The organism is Pedococcus sp. P2_E2 (assembly GCF_056403955.1).
Genome location: NZ_JBFUEM010000002.1, coordinates 402,106 through 418,215 on the forward strand (window position 1 = coordinate 402,106; position 16,110 = coordinate 418,215).

Here is a 16,110-nt window from a genome sequence, read left to right on the forward strand (position 1 = left end):
ACGGATGGGAGCAGCGAATGGTCAACGGGGCCAGCGAGTTCGACACGGGGACAGCGGTTTCGGCACGGGTGGGGGAGGCTGGGGCCTACGACGCCGTCCTCGGCGAGGGCTGGCGGATCGGTGGGGGAGTCAACGGCGGGGTGCTGCTCGCCATCGCAGGCCGCGCCCTGGCCGCTGAGCTCGGCACGGCGGATGCGGGCCGTCCCGCCCATCCGGACCCCCTGGCGATCAGTGCCTACTACCTGACGCCGGGTGCCCCGGGCCCGGCGACGGTGCGCACCTCGATCGTGCGCCGCGGACGTGCGGTGTCGACCGGCCAGGCGTCCCTGCTCCAGGAAGACGGCTCGGGGGGCGAGGTCGAGCGGGTCCGGTTCCTCGCGACCTATGGCGACCTGGAGTCCGTCGACGGCGACCTCACGACGTCAGCCCAGCCACCGGAGCTGCCTCCACCGGACCAGTGTGTCTCCGCCGCCCAGGCGCCGCCCGACTTCCTCAAGCACGCGTCGCTGCTCGAGCGCCTCGACATGCGGCTCGACCCGGCGACGACCGGGTGGGCGGTCGGCAAGCCGTCGGGCAACGGCGTGATCCGGGGCTGGCTGCGCATGGCCGACGGCCGCGAGCCGGACCCGCTCCTGCTGCTCCTGGCCGTCGATGCGCTCCCTCCGGTGGCGTTCGAGCTCGGGCTGCCGGGCTGGACCCCGACGCTCGAGCTGACCGCCCACGTGCGCGCGCGGCCCGCTCCGGGGTGGCTCAGGGTCAGCCTGACGAACCGGACGCTGGCTGGAGGCTTCCTCGAGGAGGACGCGGAGGTCTGGGACAGCGAGGGTCGGCTGGTGGCGCTCTCGCGCCAGCTCGCCCGGGCGACGCCCCCGAAGGCCGGCTGACCGGCATACCCCTGCCCTTGCGTGGTCGGTCGGCGTGCGGGGCGCCGGTAGACTCTCGGCCTCGTGGCCCTCACTATCGGAATCGTCGGACTGCCCAACGTCGGCAAGTCCACGATGTTCAACGCCCTGACCAAGAACAACGTGCTCGCCGCGAACTACCCGTTCGCGACCATCGAGCCGAACGTCGGGGTCGTCCCCCTGCCCGACGCACGACTGCAACGGCTGGCCGAGATCTTCAGCTCCGAGCGGATCCTGCCTGCGACGGTGTCGTTCGTCGACATCGCGGGGATCGTGCGCGGCGCCTCGGAGGGTGAGGGGCTGGGCAACAAGTTCCTCGCCAACATCCGCGAGGCCGACGCCATCTGCCAGGTGGTCCGCGCGTTCGAGGACGGCGACGTCGTCCACGTCGACGGCAAGGTCTCGCCCGCGTCCGACATCGAGACCATCCACACCGAGCTGATCCTCGCCGACCTGCAGACCCTCGAGAAGGCCGTGCCGCGCCTCGAGAAGGAGTCGCGGATCCAGAAGGAGAAGAAGGCGTCGTTCGACAACGCCGTGCTCGCCCAGAAGGTGCTCGAGGAGGGGAACACCCTGTATGCCGCGGGCGCGGCTGCCGGGGTCGACCTCGCCGAGGCGCGGAGCCTGGGCCTGCTCACGACCAAGCCGTTCATCTACGTCTTCAACCTCGACGAGGACCAGCTGGCCGATGCCGAGCTGCACGCCTCGCTGCGTGAGCTCGTGGGACCGGCGGACTCGGTGTTCCTCAACGCCAAGCTCGAGGTCGACCTCATGGAGATGGAGCCCGACGAGGCCATGGAGATGCTGGAGTCCTTCGGCGCGGAGGAGTCCGGGCTCACCCAGCTGGCGCGGACCGGGTTCCACACCCTCGGCCTGCAGACCTACCTGACGGCCGGTCCGAAGGAGTCCCGCGCCTGGACGATCGGGCAGGGCTGGACGGCGCCTCAGGCCGCAGGGGTCATCCACACGGACTTCCAGCGCGGCTTCATCAAGGCCGAGATCGTCTCGTTCGAGGACCTGGACGCCACCGGCTCCATGGCCGCGGCCAAGGCTGCCGGCAAGGTGCGCATCGAGGGCAAGGACTACGTCATGTCCGACGGCGACGTAGTCGAGTTCCGCTTCAACGTGTAGCGCATCTGTGCAGGTCCGTCGCTGAGCGGACCCCGTCGATCGGTCGCGAGCACAGTCAGTGTGGTGGCGACGCCCCTCACGCAAAATACGCCAAACGCGCGATGACAGGGCTCACCCGGGCGTGGAGAGTCGAAGCGTGGGCAAACGCAGTTCACGCCCGTGCAACCGCACCGCACCGGGCTCAGGTGGCGGGAACGCCCACGTGGGCGCGCGCGAGTGCATGCTCGGCTGCCCACCGGCTGGTGTCCACCGTGAACGGTGAGCGGCGGGTGCCGGAGGCCGAAGATCTCACACCTTCGGGATCTTCCGGCGTCATGGAAGGCGGCAACCCCAAGGTCACTGCCCATGTCACCGTCTGCCCCTCGGGGTTGAACCCTGACGGAACCGCGCTCTTCGACGACATGCATGACGTGCTCACCGAGAAGAGAGCCGAGCCGCACTTCCTCTACGACCCCGTCACGGACCGGCTGGGTCAGTACTTCCCGCTCGACCGGTCTGCGCGGGCTCTGTCGAACGAGCTCAACCCTGACTTGACTGTGAAGCGTCGCACCAACGGGTCCGGGCTCGTCAACATCCAGATCGAGTTCATCGCCTGGCCGGGCCCGATCACCGACGCCCACGGCGTCACGACGCAACACGCGGTCTTCACGGACGAGTGGAAGCCAGGACCCGGCTACCGGGCCATGATGCGCGCGATCCACTCCTGGGGAGTTCCGGACCAGTGGAATGGCCGACTCTCGAAGACGCAGTTCGACCCAGTGCCGCGGACGTGGGCCAACTACAGCAGGGCCGGGTGGTTCGGCCACTGCCAGGTGCCCGGCAACGACCACTGGGACCCCGGCGACATCGACCAAGCCGCCATTTTCGCGGCAGCAGACGCCATGTTTATCGCAGCACAGGAGGATGACATGAAACCCGAAGAGCTGATGGACTTCGACACGGTCCCGTCGCCGATGTTCCCGGACAACCCGACCGTCAGCGTGCGCTCCGCACTCAAGTTCGCCATGCAGTGGTCCCTCGCGGGCCGCAACGCGGCGCAGGCCGCTGCCCGCGATGCGGCGTCGGGGCTCGAGATCATCAAGGCCCTTGCTGCGGCACAGAGCAACCAGCTCACCGAGGCCGAGATCGAGGCCGCGGCCGAACGCGGTGCCCGCAAGGCGGTGGAGGAGGGCAATGGCCCTGTCTGATGCCCTCCGTGAGGAGTACAACGAGCTCTTCGCGTCCTGCACCGTCCGCGCTGCACGGGTGGCCACGATCGACGCGGTCGCCGACCGGGCGGTCGCGAACCAGAGCCGCTATGAAGCTGTCGCCAACAAGGTCGGAACCCCTTGGTACGTCGTGGCGGCCATCCACAGCCTCGAGTCGGGCCAGAGCTTCAACGGCCACCTGCACAACGGAGATCCGCTGACCGCCCGGACGGTCCAGTTTCCACCGGGCCGACCGAGTCATGGCAACCCTCCCTTCACCTGGGAGGAGAGCGCCGAGGATGCCCTGAGGGGCCACGGTTTCCATGAGGTCGGTACCTGGACGGTCCCCGTGTTGCTCTTCAAGCTCGAGGAGTACAACGGCTTCGGCTATCGCGACTTTCATCCCGAGGTCCTCTCGCCGTACCTCTGGAGCTTCACCAACCACTACACCCGCGGCAAGTTCGTGTCGGACGGCAACTTCAGTGCCACGGCGGTCTCCGAGCAGTGTGGTGGCTTGGCGCTGCTCAAGCGGATGCTCGACCGACAGCTGATCCCGGCTGCGGACGCGGCTGGCATCTTGGCAGTCGAGGTCGACACGACCCCAGAGGAGCTGATGGACTTCGACACCGTCCCGTCGCCGATGTTCCCGGACAACCCGACCGTCAGCGTGCGCTCCGCACTCAAGTTCGCCATGCAGTGGTCCCTCGCGGGCCGCAACGCGGCGCAGGCCGCTGCCCGCGATGCGGCGTCGGGACTAGAGATCATCAAGGCCCTTGCTGCGGCACAGAGCAACCAGCTCACCGACGCCGAGATCGAGGCCGCGGCAGAACGCGGTGCCCGCAAGGCGCTGGATGCCGAGGACCCACCCGCCTGACTCACACCTCGAGGACCTTGCGCGGGTTGGTCCAGAGCCAGCCGAAGGCGAAGAGCAGCAGGGTGAACAGCAAACCTGCAGGTCAGGCCCGCGTAAATCGTCGGTCGTCTCCGGTGTGGCAGCCGGATCCTCGTCACTTGGGGCACTAGACCAAACGTGTGAGCACCCAGATCCACCGCAAGCAGCACCCGGGCGAGGTCCGCCTTCCCGCAGCCCTGGCGGTCCTCGTGGCCATCAGCCTCTACGCAGCCTTGCCTGCGGGACTGGTGCTCGGCCCGCGCCTTGCCGTGCCCGTGCTCGAGGCGGTCCTGTTCATCCCGCTCGTGGCCGCCAACCCGCGCCGGATGACCCGTGACAACCGCTGGCTGCGCAGGGTCTCGATCGCGTTGGTGCTGCTCATCGCCGCGACGAACGCCGGTTCCCTGGTCCTGCTCGTGCGAGCCCTGGTGGGCGGAACCGCCGAGGATGGACCCGGACTACTGCTCGCCGCTGGTCAGGTGTGGCTGACCAACGTCCTGGTCTTCGCGCTCGCCTACTGGGAGCTGGACCGCGGCGGTCCCGTCAAGCGCACGCAGACCGCACGGCCGGGCCTTCCGGTGGCGGACTTCCGCTTCCCGCAGGACGAGGACCACGACGCGATCTACGAGGTGGCCGCCCGCTCGGCGGCCAAGTCGGGGTGGGTGCCGGGGTTCGTCGACTACCTGTACGTCTCGGTGACGAACTCCTCGGCGTTCAGCCCGACGGACACCATGCCGCTGTCGCCGCGCGCCAAGATGTTGATGGCACTCGAGTCGGTCTCCGCCCTCATGCTGTCGGTCCTCGTCATCGCGCGCGGGGTCAGCCTGCTGAAGTAGGGGCTGCGCGGGCGTCGCCGTCGCGAGTCCGGCCAGGTTTGGATCGTCTGTTTGGGCAGGATTGTCCCGTTCGGTCCACAAGGATGTCGGCCGCGCCTAGCGTTGCGACATTGCGACCTTGCCGAGCGAAAGTGCCTGTCCCGCCTCATGATCCGCCGTCCTGACCTCCACTGGCCCACCGCTGCCGGTGCACTCTTGACGGCGCTTGTCGTGTCGGCCTGCGGCCCTGCGGTTGCCGACTCGCTGAGCCCCGACACCTCAGCGGGGCCGGCGTCTGCGTCCGCAACGCCGACCGTCGCCGTCGCCGCCTCCTCGTCGTCAGCGACCTCGAGCGCCGAGCCAACGGCGCAGACGCCGGCCGCAGGCCTCCTCCCGACGGACCCGACCCCGAGGGCCACCCCGCAGGCCACGCCCACGCCGAGCAGGACCGTCCGACCCGGCACCGCGGTCACCACGCTGGCCACGCTGGTCATCAAGGGACGAGCGCCCAGGACCGGCTACGACCGTGCCCGCTTCGGCCAGGCCTGGGCCGATGTCGACCGCAACGGCTGCGACACCCGCAACGACATCCTTCGCCGCGACCTCGAGCGCTTCACCCTCAAGGCCGGCACCCACGGCTGTCTCGTCCTCAAGGGCACGCTGAACGACCCCTACACCGGCTCCACGATCAGTTTCGTCCGCGGGCAGGGCACGTCGAACGCCGTCCAGATCGACCACGTCGTCGCCCTGTCGGACGCCTGGCAGAAGGGCGCCCAGCAGTGGTCACTGACCCGGCGGACAGCCTTCGCCAACGACCCGCTCAACCTGCTCGCCGTCGACGGGCCCACGAACCTGCGCAAGGGTGACGGAGACGCCGCCACCTGGCTGCCGCCGCGCAAGGCCACCCGCTGCGCCTACGTGGCCCGCCAGATCGCGGTGAAGCTCCGCTACGGACTGACGGTGACCACCGCGGAGCGGGACGCCATGGTGCGGGTGCTCACGGCCTGTCCCGGGCAGCCACTGCCCAAGGCTGGGGCCATTCCGCTCGGCGGTGGCCGCGAGCAGGCTGCCTCGACACCCAGCCGGACCACCACCCCCGAGCCCTCCACCTCCGGCGGCACCGACCCCAGGTTCGGCACCTGCCGCGAGGCCAACGCGGCAGGATACGGCCCCTACCGGAGCGGCATCGACCCCGAGTACGCCTGGTACCAGGACCGCGACCACGACGGGATCGTCTGCGAACGTTGACGTCACCACCGGACGCCACCCGGCGTGGGGACTCTGGCAGATTGGGTCCATGACCGTCTCGGTGCCCGTGGGGTGTCGCGTGTGGGTCCTGCTCGAGGGCGCCAGCGACGTGGCGGCCGTGCGGGTGGTGGCCGAGCGCTCGGGGGTCAGCCTCGCGGACGAGGGCATCCAGCTGGTCGACATGCACGGGGCCACCAACATCCGGCGGCACCTGCTGGCCGCGGTAGAGGCCACCGACAGCCCGCGCGTGCTGGGAATGTGCGACGCCCCCGAGGCGCGCTTCTTCGTCCGCGCCCTTCGACGAGTCGGGTGTGCCGTCGCGACCGTGGACGAGCTCCGCTGGTGGGGCTTCCAGGTCTGCGACCGCGATCTCGAGGACGAGCTGATGAGAGACCTGGGCGAGCACGGTCTCCGGACCCTGCTGGACCACCTCGGCCTCACGCAGCGGTTCGCCATGCTCACCCAGCAGCCCGCCTGGGTGTCCGGGAGCTTCCACGAACAGGTGCACCGGTTCGCCGGTGCGGCATCCGGACGCAAGGAGCTCATGGCGGCCGCGATGGCGGCGACGCTGGACATGGCTGCGCTGCCCACCCCCCTCGCCGGCCTGATCGAGGCACTGACCGGCGCCGGGCCGACATTCGAGCAGCTCCGCGGTGCGCCCCCGGACCAGTTCGGCGACCGGCTTGCCGACCGGCTCGGCGACTGACGCCGGAGTCCGGTCTGCCCGCCACGCGGGCCCGGGTGACGTCCACAGCAACCCCACAGCGGCGGCATACCGGGGCCGGAGCCCGACCACCGAGGGTGGAGCCATGACCACCGCAGCCGCCACCCTCCGTCCCGTGCCCCTCACGTCAGCCGCCGTGCGTCCGGTGTCCTTCCGTCAGCGCAGCCATCGCCTCGCAGCCACCGCCCTCGTCCTGGCCGGGCTGTCCATCCCCCTCACGGGGACGGGCAGGGCAGTCGGCGCCACCCACGCCCCCGCCCAGGTCAAGGTCGCCGCCGTCGCCGATGCCGTCGTCGGAGCCGTCGCCACCGGCAAGCACGATGTGTAGACGCCGAAGCGACGACGCCCTCGTGGGGCGCCGCCGCTTCGGCGAAAAAGGTGCGGGATCAGCCGGCGTGGCTCACTCCGAACTCGGTGAGCAGCCAGGTCTGGACGACGGGGATGTCAATCCGCTGGAGGCCACCGAGGTAGCGGCAGTTGTTCGTGTAGCCGTAGCTCGTCACCGTCACCTGGTAGCCACCGTTGAACGACGGGCCTCCGGAGTCACCGAAGCAGGTGCCACCGCCACCACGCGGGTCGTTCTCGTTGCCGTTGACCTGCAGGACCTGCGGCGTGAGCTTCTGGCCCACCTCGTCGGTGACCCGACGCACGATCGGGTAGGACATCGGCGTCGGCTTCTGCGGACCGCTGGCGGCCTGACGGACCTCGGTGCCGTAGCCGACCGCCGTGAACAGCGTCTTGTTCAGCACGTTGGGCGTGTACTTGTCGAGGTAGTTCGTCGGGGCGATGGTGGCTGGCACGATTCCGGTCACTGGGGCGTCGAGCACGATGACCCCGACATCGTTCCAGTTCCTGAGGTCGGTGAAGTTCGAGTAGCCCGGGTGGGTGTGCGCGGTGCCGCTGAGGTAGCCCGCGGCCGCGAGCTCCGCGGAGGTGTAGCCCGCGGCAGTGTCGGCTGCGATGGGAAGCGGCGACGGCGGCGCCTCTGCCACGACGGACTTGAACGTGACGAGGGTCTTGCCGACCGTCCCGTCGGTGCAGTGCGCGGCGGTGACCAGCACCGTCGGTGAGACGAGGGTGGCGCTGCAGCGGAACCGTCCGGTCCCGTCGTAGAACGCGATCATGCCCACGTTCGGGTGGGCGTTGCCGTCGAGGTCGCCCCCGGTGATGGCTGATGCGGCGAGGGTCGTGCCCCCGACCATGGCGGTGGTGATGCCGAAGACGGCCAGTGCGCGGCGAAGCTTCATGCGGACTCCCTGCGGTCGTGTCGCCCCGGTGGGCGACGACCCGCATTCAACAGCGAGCGTCGCCACCTGTCCAGACTCATCGAGGGGATTCCCCGCAGGTATGCCGTGTGCTCACGTGTGCCGCGTGCTCACCCGTGCGAGCTGCTCGCCGCCGGGTGTTCGGCCTCCGCCGCAGCTCGAAGGCCGGGTGTCGCGCCAGTGTGGGCGACTCAGACCTGGGTGCCGACGAGGGCGCCGATGCCGTAGGTGACCAGCATCGCCAGGACGCCACCGGCAACGTTGCGCAGCACCGCGGGTCGCGGCGGCGCCTCGCCGAGCCTGGCGCTTCCCCACCCGGTGAGGGCCAGGGCGGTCACGACGGCCACCGCGGTCACCCAGACGCGGGCGCCGACCGGTGGCAGCAGGATCGCTACGAGGGGCAGCAGGGCGCCGAGGGTGAACGACACCATCGACGCGAAGGCGGCGTGCCAGGGGTTGGTCAGCTCCTCCGGGTCGATGCCCAGCTCGGCCTCGGCGTGAGCGCCCAGCGCGTCGTGGGCGGTGAGCTGGCGCGCCACCTCGGCGGCGAGGCCGGGCGTGAGCCCCTTGTCCTGGTAGATCTGGGTGAGCTCCTCGAGCTCCTCCTCGGGCATGTCCCGCAGCTCGCCGCGCTCCTTGTCCAGCAAGGCCTGCTCCGTGTCACGTTGGGTGCTGACCGAGACGTACTCGCCCGCGGCCATGCTCATCGCGCCAGCGGCCAGCCCTGCGATCCCGGCCGTCGCGATGGTCGAGCGCTCGACAGTGGCGGCAGCGACACCGATCACGATGCCTGCCGTGGAGACGATGCCGTCGTTGGCTCCGAGCACGCCGGCGCGCAGCCAGTTCAGGCGGGCCCCGATGCCATGGCTGTGCTCCTCACCCTCGTGCGGCTCGAGCTCGGCGGCCACGGCCTCAGCCACCGCTGGTCGCCCCCAGCCGTGCCGATGCCTGGGCCACGCGGTGGGCGAGCTCGACGTCCAGCTGGGTGAGTCCGCCCTCGGAGTGGGTCGACAGCACGAACTTGACTGTGCGCCAACGGATGTCGATGTCTGGGTGGTGGTCCATGCCCTCGGCTTCGATCGCGACCTCGTCAACCAGTCGGATCGCCGTGGGGAAGTCCGGCGCCTCGTAGCTCGCCGAGATCTCGTCACCGTCGCGGGTCCACCCTGGCAGGTCGCCCAGCTGGCGCCCGATCTCCTCGTCAGTCAGCAGTCGGCTCATGCCTCCCACTCTGGCAAGGAAGTCCGCACCTGTCACCGAAGCCGAGCCTCACCTCACCCGCCGGCTGCGGGGGCTGCCGGTGAGACGTTCTCGGGGAAGTGGCAGGCGACCTGGTGCCGCGGGGCGAGGTCGACCAGGGGTGGTTCCTGCGTGCTGCAGATCTCCTGGGCCTTCCAGCAGCGTGTGTGGAAGCGGCAGGCCGGCGGCGGGTTGATCGGGCTCGGGACGTCGCCCTGGAGGCGGATCCTCTCGCGCTTGGTCCGGCGGCTGGTGTCCGGGATCGGCACGGCCGACAGCAGTGCGGTCGTGTAGGGGTGCATGGGGCGCGTGTAGAGGTCGTCACGGTCGGCCAGCTCGACGATCTTGCCGAGGTACATGACGGCGACGCGGTCGGACATGTGCCGCACGACCGACAGGTCGTGGGCGATAACCACGTAGGTCAGGCCGAGCTCGTTCTGGAGGTCCTCCAGGAGGTTGATGACCTGGGCCTGGATCGAGACGTCGAGGGCCGACACCGGCTCGTCGGCCACGATCAGCTTGGGCCGCAGGGCGAGCGAGCGGGCGATGCCGATGCGCTGCCGCTGGCCGCCCGAGAACTCGTGCGGATAGCGGTTGTAGTGCTCGGGGTTGAGCCCCACCAGCTCCAGCAGCTCCTGCACCGCCTTCTTGGTGCCCTGCTTGGGCTTGACCCTCTGGAGCTGGAAGGGGGCGCCCACGATGGTGCCGACCGTGTGCCGTGGGTTCAGCGAGCCGTAGGGGTCCTGGAAGATGATCTGGACGTCACGTCGCAGCGGCCGCATCTTCCCTGTCGACAGGTGCGTGATGTCCCGGCCGTCGAACACGATCTTGCCATCCGTGGGCTCGATCAGCCGGGTGAGCATCCGACCCGTCGTGGTCTTGCCGCAGCCGGACTCGCCGACCAGCGAGAGGGTCTCGCCCCTGGCGACGTCGAAGGTGAGACCGTCGACTGCCTGCACGGCCCCCACCTGACGCTGCAGGAGCCCGCGCCTGATGGGGAAGTGCTTGGTCAGGTTGGTGACCGACAGCAGCGCATCACCGCTCGTCGCGGGCCGCGACGGCGTGGCCTCGGTGGTGTCGGACGTTGTGTTCACGATGTGGCTCCCAGGTGGGTGGGGTCAGCGATGGGTTCGTCGGGCGGCGGTGACGGGATCACAGCTTCGGGAGGATCTCCGTCTCCCAGATCCGGCCACGCTCCCCGTCGTCGAGGTGGCACGCAACGTAGTGGCCAGGAAGGGTTTCGCGGAACGCCGGGCGCTCACTCGTGGCCAGGCCGTTGGTGCGGTCCCCGAAGGCACACCGTGGGTGGAAGGGGCAGCCCGAGGGAACGTTGATCAGGCTGGGCGGAGTGCCCTTGATCGGGAGCAGGCGCTCGGTGCGTTCGCGGTCCAGCCGTGGCATCGACCCGAGGAGGCCCCAGGTGTAGGGGTGCTGCGGTCGCTCGAAGATCTCCTCGGAGGAGGAGTACTCCACGGACCGGCCGGCGTACATCACCATGATGTCGTCGGCCAGCTCGGCCACGACCCCCAGGTCGTGGGTGATGATGATGACCGCCGAGTTGAACTCACTCTGGAGGTCGCGGACGAGGTCGAGGATCTGGGCCTGGACCGTGACGTCGAGTGCGGTCGTCGGCTCGTCGGCGATGAGCAGGTCTGGGTCGCACGACAGGGCCATCGCGATCATGGCGCGCTGCCGCATCCCACCGGAGAACTGGTGGGGGTAGTCGTCCACCCGCGAGCTGGGCTGGGGGATACCGACGCGCTTGAGCAGGTCGATCGCGTGCTTGCGGGCGGTCGCCTTCGGGACGTCGTTGTGGACCCGGTAGGCCTCGATGATCTGGTGGCCCACCGTGTAGAACGGGTGCATCGCCGACAGCGGGTCCTGGAAGATCATCGCCATCTTCTTGCCCCGCAGGGCCCGGATCTGGTTGGGCGTGGCGCCGACGAGCTCCTCGCCGTCGAGCAGGATGGACCCGGACATGTTGACGGTTCCCGGCTTGTGCAGGCCCATGATGGACATGCTCGTCACGCTCTTGCCGGAGCCTGACTCGCCCACGATGCCGAGCGTCTTCCCGCGGGCAAGGTCGAAGGACAGCCCGTCGACGGACTTGACCACTCCGTCGTCGGTGGGGAAGTGGACGCGCAGGTCGCGCACGGACAGGAACGCATCCTTGGCCGGCGCGCCCATACCGCCGATGCCCACCGTGTCCGGGCGGCTTGCCGTGCGGTCGGTGGTCTGGGTCATGAGGCTCGCACTCTCGGGTCGATGACGGCATACAGGAGGTCCACGACCAGGTTCGCCAGGATGATGAAGAAGGCGCCGATCAGGGTCACACCGAGCACCTTGGGCAGGTCGTTGTTGGTCACGGCCTGCACTGCGTACTGCCCGATGCCCGGCAGGGAGAAGGTCGTCTCGGTGAGGATCGCGCCGCCGAGAAGCAGACCGAGGTCGAGGCCGAAGATGGTCAGGATCGGGGTGAGGGCCGCCCGGAGGCCGTGCTTGATGACGACGTCGCGCTCGCCGAGCCCCTTGGCCCGGGCGGTGCGGATGTAGTCCTCGCTCATGGTCTCGAGCATGCCCGCCCTGGTGAGCCGCGCGTAGGCGGCGGCATACAGGAAGGCCAGGGTGATCCACGGGAGGAGCAGGCGGTAGGCCCAGTCGAGGGGGTTGCTCGCGTCCATCGGGTTCGCGCCGCCGGGCGCAGTGATGCCGAGGGCGTAGCTGAAGACGCTCAGGCTGAGCAGTCCGGTGAAGAAGATGGGGAGGGAGACGCCGGCGAGGGCGACGCCCATCATCGACCGGTCAAGGGCGGTGCCTCGGCGTAGCGCCGAGACGACACCCGTCGCCACCCCGCCGAGGAGCCACAGGAAGGCCGCGCCGGACGCGAGGGAGAGGGTGACCGGTAGCCGGTCGAGCAGATCGGGCAGCACAGGGTTCTGGCTGACGAAGGAGTACCCGAGACAGGGTGYGGGGCAGTGGTCCACACCCGCGCCCGTGCTGTAGTCGGCCCCGGCGACGATGCCCTTGGCGAACCGTCCGTACTGCTCCCAGAGGGGGTCGGTGAAGCCGAGGCGCAGGGCAGCGGCGTGGATCTGCTCCTGGCCGGCACTCTTGCCGACGTAGCGGGAGGCGAGGTCATCGGCGGTGGCGCCGCCGATACGGGGGACGAGGAAGAAGATGCAGAACACGACCGCGCTCACGATGAAGAGCAGGATCGCCGCGCCGAAGACTCGCCGGATGATGTAGGTCAGCACTGTGAGTGGCTAGACGCGGTGGCGGTCAGCCAGCCTGGCCGGCTGACCGCCACCGGCGTTGTCCATGACGAGCTTGTCGGCGTCGCCCCAGATCTTCTCGCGCGCGGTCTTGTCGTTCTCGGCGAGAGCCTTGTCGATCAGTGCGTCGACGGCGGGGATCTTGATACCGAGGTTGGTGTTACCCGACGGACGGATGACCCGGCTGTCGATGATCTGGCTCAGGAAGCCGAAGCCGTCCGGCCAGTCAGCGCCCCAGCCGTAGATGATCAGGCCGAGCTTGTTCTTCTTGGCGTAGTCGGGCTTGCCGGCGTAGAGCTTGGTGTAGTCCGAGGTCGGGAACGGCTTGATGTTCAGCTTGATGCCGACCTTGGCCAGCGACTGCTGGAGCGACTCGGCCGTTGCCTTCTCCTTCGGGCGCTCGGCACGGTACGAGACGGTGGTCTCGAAGCCGTTCGGCTGACCGCACTTGGCGAGCGCGGCCTTGGCGCCTTCGACATCGCCTTCAGGCTTCGACTTGAAGTTGTAGAGGTCGAAGTCGACGTGACCCGGGACGACTGGCGGCATCAGGCTGGTCGCGATGTCGCCACCCGTGGCGCCACCGTAGGCGCGCTGGTAACCGGTCTTGTCGTAGGCCAGCTCGACCGCCTTGCGGCAGTCCACGTTGTCGAACGGTGCGACGTCACTGTTGATGACGGTGAACCAGGTGCGCGCGGCGGCGGCGTTGTCGGTCTTCGCCTTGAGGTCGGCGTTCGCGAGGATCTTGCCCTGCGACGCGGCCTGGACTCCGGTACCGGCGATGTCGACGTCGAGGTCACCCGCCTCGAGGCGGTTGTCGATGTCGGGCGCGTTGAGACCGAGCTCGACCGTGAGCTTGTCCGGAAGAGCCTTGCGGCCGGACTCCGGGTCGGTCTTGGGGTCGTAGTTCGGGTTGCGGTCGAGCTCGTACCGCTTGCCGAACTGGTAGGTCGTGAACTTGTACGGACCCGTCGAGATGACGTGCTCGCGGTACTTGGTACCGGTGTCCTTCGCCACGGGGACCGGCGAGGTGGCCGGGAGCTGGGCGAAGTAGTCGAACCCGGAGAAGGCCGTCTTCAGGTGGAAGACGATGGTCTTGTCGTCCGGGGTGTCGATGGCCTTGAGGTTGTCGAGGTTCTTGTCCTTGTAGACCGAGTACCCCGCCGGGACGTCCGCGAGGAAGTCGTTGAAGTAGGTCGGCCCGTTCGGGAACGTGTCCTTGTCGAGCTGGCGCGCCACGGCGTACTTGACGTCCTTGGACGTGATCGCGGACCCGTCCTCGTACTTCAGCCCGTCACGCAGGGTGTAGGTCCAGGTCTTGTTGCCGTCGCTCGCCTTGCCCAAGGACGTCGCGAGGTCCGGAACGAGCTCGGTGCCACCCGAACCGGGTGCCGACTTGAACACGACCAGGGTGCGTGCGTAGTTGCGCAGGAAGTTCCAGGAGAGTCCGTAGTACGTGTCCCCGGGGTCGACCGAGTCCCAGTCACCCGCCATACCGAAACGGAGCGTGCCGCCCTTGGTGTCGGAGGGCCGGAAGATCTTGCCAACCGCGGCGTTGGCAGCCGGCTTGGCGTCCGATCCGCCGCTCGAGCTGCCGGAGCTGCCCGAGCCACCCGAGTTGTCGGCACACGCGGACAACCCCAGGGCAAGGGCAGATGCCGAGGCGATCGCCAGAATGCGTTTGTTCTTCATGTGTGGTTGCGCTCCTTGTTCGGTGTAGGAGGGAACTGCGTGGGTGCGGTGGGTTCTACCGCGCCCGTGGGTCGAGGGCGTCACGAAGGCCGTCCCCGAACAGATTGAAGGCCAGCACCGTCACGAAGATGGCCAGGCCGGGAGGCAGCAGGAACCAGGCGTCCACCTGGTACCACTGGGCGGCGTCGGAGAGCATGCCGCCCCAGGTGGCGCGCGGCGGCTGGACGCCGACCCCCAGGTAGGACAGTGCTGCCTCGAAGAGGATGTTCGTCGGGATGAGCAGCGTCGAGTAGACGAGGATCGGCGCGACGAGGTTGGGGAGCAGCTCCTTGACGAGCACACGCGGCGACCGTGCGCCGAGGCTGCGTGCCGCATCGACGAACTCGCGCTCGCGCAACGACAGGGTCTGTCCGCGGATGATACGGCCGACGTAGGGCCAGTTGAAGAAGCCGATGATGAAGACGATGACGGAGATCCGCAGCGCATCGCCCCTGAGGCCGAACGCGCGGTCCGGGATCACGCCGGCGAGGGCCAGCGCGAACAACAGGATGGGGAACGCGAGGAAGATGTCCATGACGCGGCTGATGATCGTGTCGACGATCCCCCCGGCAAACCCGGCGATGGCACCGAGCGCGGTGCCGATGACCACCGAGACCAGGGTCGCCAGGAAGGCGATCAGCAGCGAGATCTGCGAGCCGTAGAGGACGCGGCTGAACAGGTCACGGCCGTTGACCGGCTCCAGGCCGAAGGGGTAGTCCGCGGAGGCGCCGCCGTACTTGCCGATCGGCACCTGCGTGTCGGGGTTGATGAGCTTCTGGTGGAACTCGTTCGGGGGGTGGCCCAGCAGACCGACGATCAGGGGCGCGCACACCGCGATCACGATGAGGGCCAGGACGACGAGCCCACCGGCCAGCGCAAGCTTGTCGCGCTTGAGGCGACCCCACGCGATCTGGCCCAGCGAGCGCCCCTCGATCTTGCCGGCACCCTCCAGCACGCTCTCGGGCGTCGCTGTCGTGGCGCCCGGCTCGAGCTCTAGGGGAGCACTCATGGGTGGCGCACACCTCCATTGTTGACGACCGTGTCCCTGCCTGTTCGTCGGGCAGCGTAGCGTCGGACAACCCGACTGTGGGACGGAACGCGCTGAGCCCTTCGGCGCCCATCATCCGGCTCGCGTGGGTCCCTCACAACAACCTGATGCCGAATCGTGACGCGGCGACGGAGATCCTCCGGACCGCCACCGCCGCTCCACGAAATCCCGAGTCCGCGGCGAGCACGGACAAAACTGGCACAGTGGGACGCATGACGACCCGGCCGGAGGGGGCTCGCGTGGCGGCAGTGGTCGGCGCGGCCATCGTCGACGACCTCCTGCACCCCACGGTGTTGCTGGCTGCCCGACGGACGGAGCCACCGGCGCTCGCCGGCGGCTGGGAGTTCCCCGGCGGCAAGGTCGACCCGGGAGAAACCCAGGAGGAGGCGCTGCATCGCGAGGTTCGCGAAGAGCTCGGCGTCGAGGTGGAGCTCGGGGCGCAGGTGCCGGGCCCGCTCCAGGACGGCCGCTGGCCCCTCGGCGAGGCGTTCGCCATGACGGTGTGGCTGGCTCGTGTGACCGCCGGTGTCGCGGCTCCGATCGAGGACCATGACCAGCTGCGCTGGCTGCGCCGGCAAGAGCTCCACGACGTCCCGTGGCTGCCCGCAGACCTGCCGATCGTCGACGCGATCGCGCCCCACCTTTATCGGGTCTAGGGA

The 16,110-nt window shown here is 69.0% G+C and carries 17 protein-coding genes; 9 read left to right on the top strand and 8 right to left on the bottom strand.

Features of this window, described 5'->3' with window-relative positions; all coding sequences use genetic code 11:
- The first annotated feature begins 17 nt into the window (after window positions 1-17).
- The 8 genes from AC1DWR_RS07505 to AC1DWR_RS07540 all read left to right on the top strand — a co-directional run bounded on the left by AC1DWR_RS07505 (window position 18) and on the right by AC1DWR_RS07540 (window position 7,227).
- The gene (locus AC1DWR_RS07505; protein WP_477624113.1) at window positions 18-884 is read left to right on the top strand and encodes a thioesterase family protein; all 867 of its coding nucleotides are present in this window, start codon (window positions 18-20) and stop codon (window positions 882-884) included.
- A 63-nt stretch (window positions 885-947) separates the two neighbouring features.
- Entirely contained in the window at window positions 948-2,033 is a 1,086-nt protein-coding gene (ychF, locus tag AC1DWR_RS07510; protein ID WP_477613467.1) for a redox-regulated ATPase YchF, read from the top strand.
- 242 nt (window positions 2,034-2,275) lie between these two features.
- Entirely contained in the window at window positions 2,276-3,220 is a 945-nt protein-coding gene (locus AC1DWR_RS07515; RefSeq protein WP_477624114.1) for a hypothetical protein, read from the top strand.
- Entirely contained in the window at window positions 3,207-4,094 is an 888-nt protein-coding gene (locus AC1DWR_RS07520) for a hypothetical protein (RefSeq protein WP_477624115.1), read from the top strand. Before AC1DWR_RS07515 ends, AC1DWR_RS07520 begins: the two co-directional genes overlap by 14 nt.
- Window positions 4,095-4,252: 158 nt before the next feature.
- On the top strand, window positions 4,253-4,948 hold the full coding sequence (locus tag AC1DWR_RS07525; RefSeq protein WP_477613464.1) for a hypothetical protein: 696 nt from the start codon (window positions 4,253-4,255) through the stop codon (window positions 4,946-4,948).
- Between the two features lie 147 nt (window positions 4,949-5,095).
- Window positions 5,096-6,175, top strand: coding sequence for a GmrSD restriction endonuclease domain-containing protein (locus AC1DWR_RS07530; protein WP_477624116.1), 1,080 nt, complete (start codon window positions 5,096-5,098; stop codon window positions 6,173-6,175).
- Between the two features lie 49 nt (window positions 6,176-6,224).
- Window positions 6,225-6,881 (top strand): TOPRIM nucleotidyl transferase/hydrolase domain-containing protein, encoded by a 657-nt coding sequence (locus tag AC1DWR_RS07535; RefSeq protein WP_477624117.1) that lies wholly within the window; start codon window positions 6,225-6,227, stop codon window positions 6,879-6,881.
- 103 nt (window positions 6,882-6,984) lie between these two features.
- Window positions 6,985-7,227: a hypothetical protein gene (locus AC1DWR_RS07540; RefSeq protein WP_477613461.1), complete on the top strand. Its 243-nt coding sequence runs from the start codon at window positions 6,985-6,987 to the stop codon at window positions 7,225-7,227.
- A 58-nt stretch (window positions 7,228-7,285) separates the two neighbouring features.
- Here the strand turns inward: AC1DWR_RS07540 and AC1DWR_RS07545 are convergent, their stop codons facing one another.
- The 8 genes from AC1DWR_RS07545 to AC1DWR_RS07580 all read right to left on the bottom strand — a co-directional run bounded on the left by AC1DWR_RS07545 (window position 7,286) and on the right by AC1DWR_RS07580 (window position 15,412).
- Entirely contained in the window at window positions 7,286-8,146 is an 861-nt protein-coding gene (locus AC1DWR_RS07545; protein ID WP_477624118.1) for a trypsin-like serine protease, read from the bottom strand.
- Between the two features lie 209 nt (window positions 8,147-8,355).
- Entirely contained in the window at window positions 8,356-9,084 is a 729-nt protein-coding gene (locus AC1DWR_RS07550) for a VIT1/CCC1 transporter family protein (protein WP_477624119.1), read from the bottom strand.
- Window positions 9,077-9,385 carry a 4a-hydroxytetrahydrobiopterin dehydratase gene (locus AC1DWR_RS07555; RefSeq protein ID WP_477613458.1) on the bottom strand — a complete coding sequence of 103 codons (309 nt, stop codon included), beginning with the start codon at window positions 9,383-9,385 and terminating at the stop codon, window positions 9,077-9,079. Before AC1DWR_RS07555 ends, AC1DWR_RS07550 begins: the two co-directional genes overlap by 8 nt.
- A 53-nt stretch (window positions 9,386-9,438) precedes the next feature.
- Window positions 9,439-10,497: an ABC transporter ATP-binding protein gene (locus AC1DWR_RS07560; protein ID WP_477613457.1), complete on the bottom strand. Its 1,059-nt coding sequence runs from the start codon at window positions 10,495-10,497 to the stop codon at window positions 9,439-9,441.
- 58 nt (window positions 10,498-10,555) lie between these two features.
- Window positions 10,556-11,647, bottom strand: a complete 1,092-nt coding sequence (locus AC1DWR_RS07565) for an ABC transporter ATP-binding protein (RefSeq protein ID WP_477613456.1) — start codon at window positions 11,645-11,647, stop codon at window positions 10,556-10,558.
- On the bottom strand, window positions 11,644-12,657 hold the full coding sequence (locus AC1DWR_RS07570; RefSeq protein WP_477624120.1) for an ABC transporter permease: 1,014 nt from the start codon (window positions 12,655-12,657) through the stop codon (window positions 11,644-11,646). The genes AC1DWR_RS07565 and AC1DWR_RS07570 overlap by 4 nt, the downstream gene beginning before the upstream one ends.
- A 9-nt stretch (window positions 12,658-12,666) precedes the next feature.
- Window positions 12,667-14,364 (bottom strand): ABC transporter substrate-binding protein, encoded by a 1,698-nt coding sequence (locus tag AC1DWR_RS07575; protein WP_477624121.1) that lies wholly within the window; start codon window positions 14,362-14,364, stop codon window positions 12,667-12,669.
- 55 nt (window positions 14,365-14,419) lie between these two features.
- A complete protein-coding gene (locus AC1DWR_RS07580; RefSeq protein WP_477613453.1) occupies window positions 14,420-15,412 on the bottom strand; it encodes an ABC transporter permease in 993 nt (330 codons plus the stop codon).
- 251 nt (window positions 15,413-15,663) lie between these two features.
- Here AC1DWR_RS07580 and AC1DWR_RS07585 point away from each other — a divergent pair, with 251 nt between their 5' ends.
- The gene (locus AC1DWR_RS07585; RefSeq protein ID WP_477624122.1) at window positions 15,664-16,107 is read left to right on the top strand and encodes a (deoxy)nucleoside triphosphate pyrophosphohydrolase; all 444 of its coding nucleotides are present in this window, start codon (window positions 15,664-15,666) and stop codon (window positions 16,105-16,107) included.
- The last annotated feature ends 3 nt before the right edge of the window (window positions 16,108-16,110 follow it).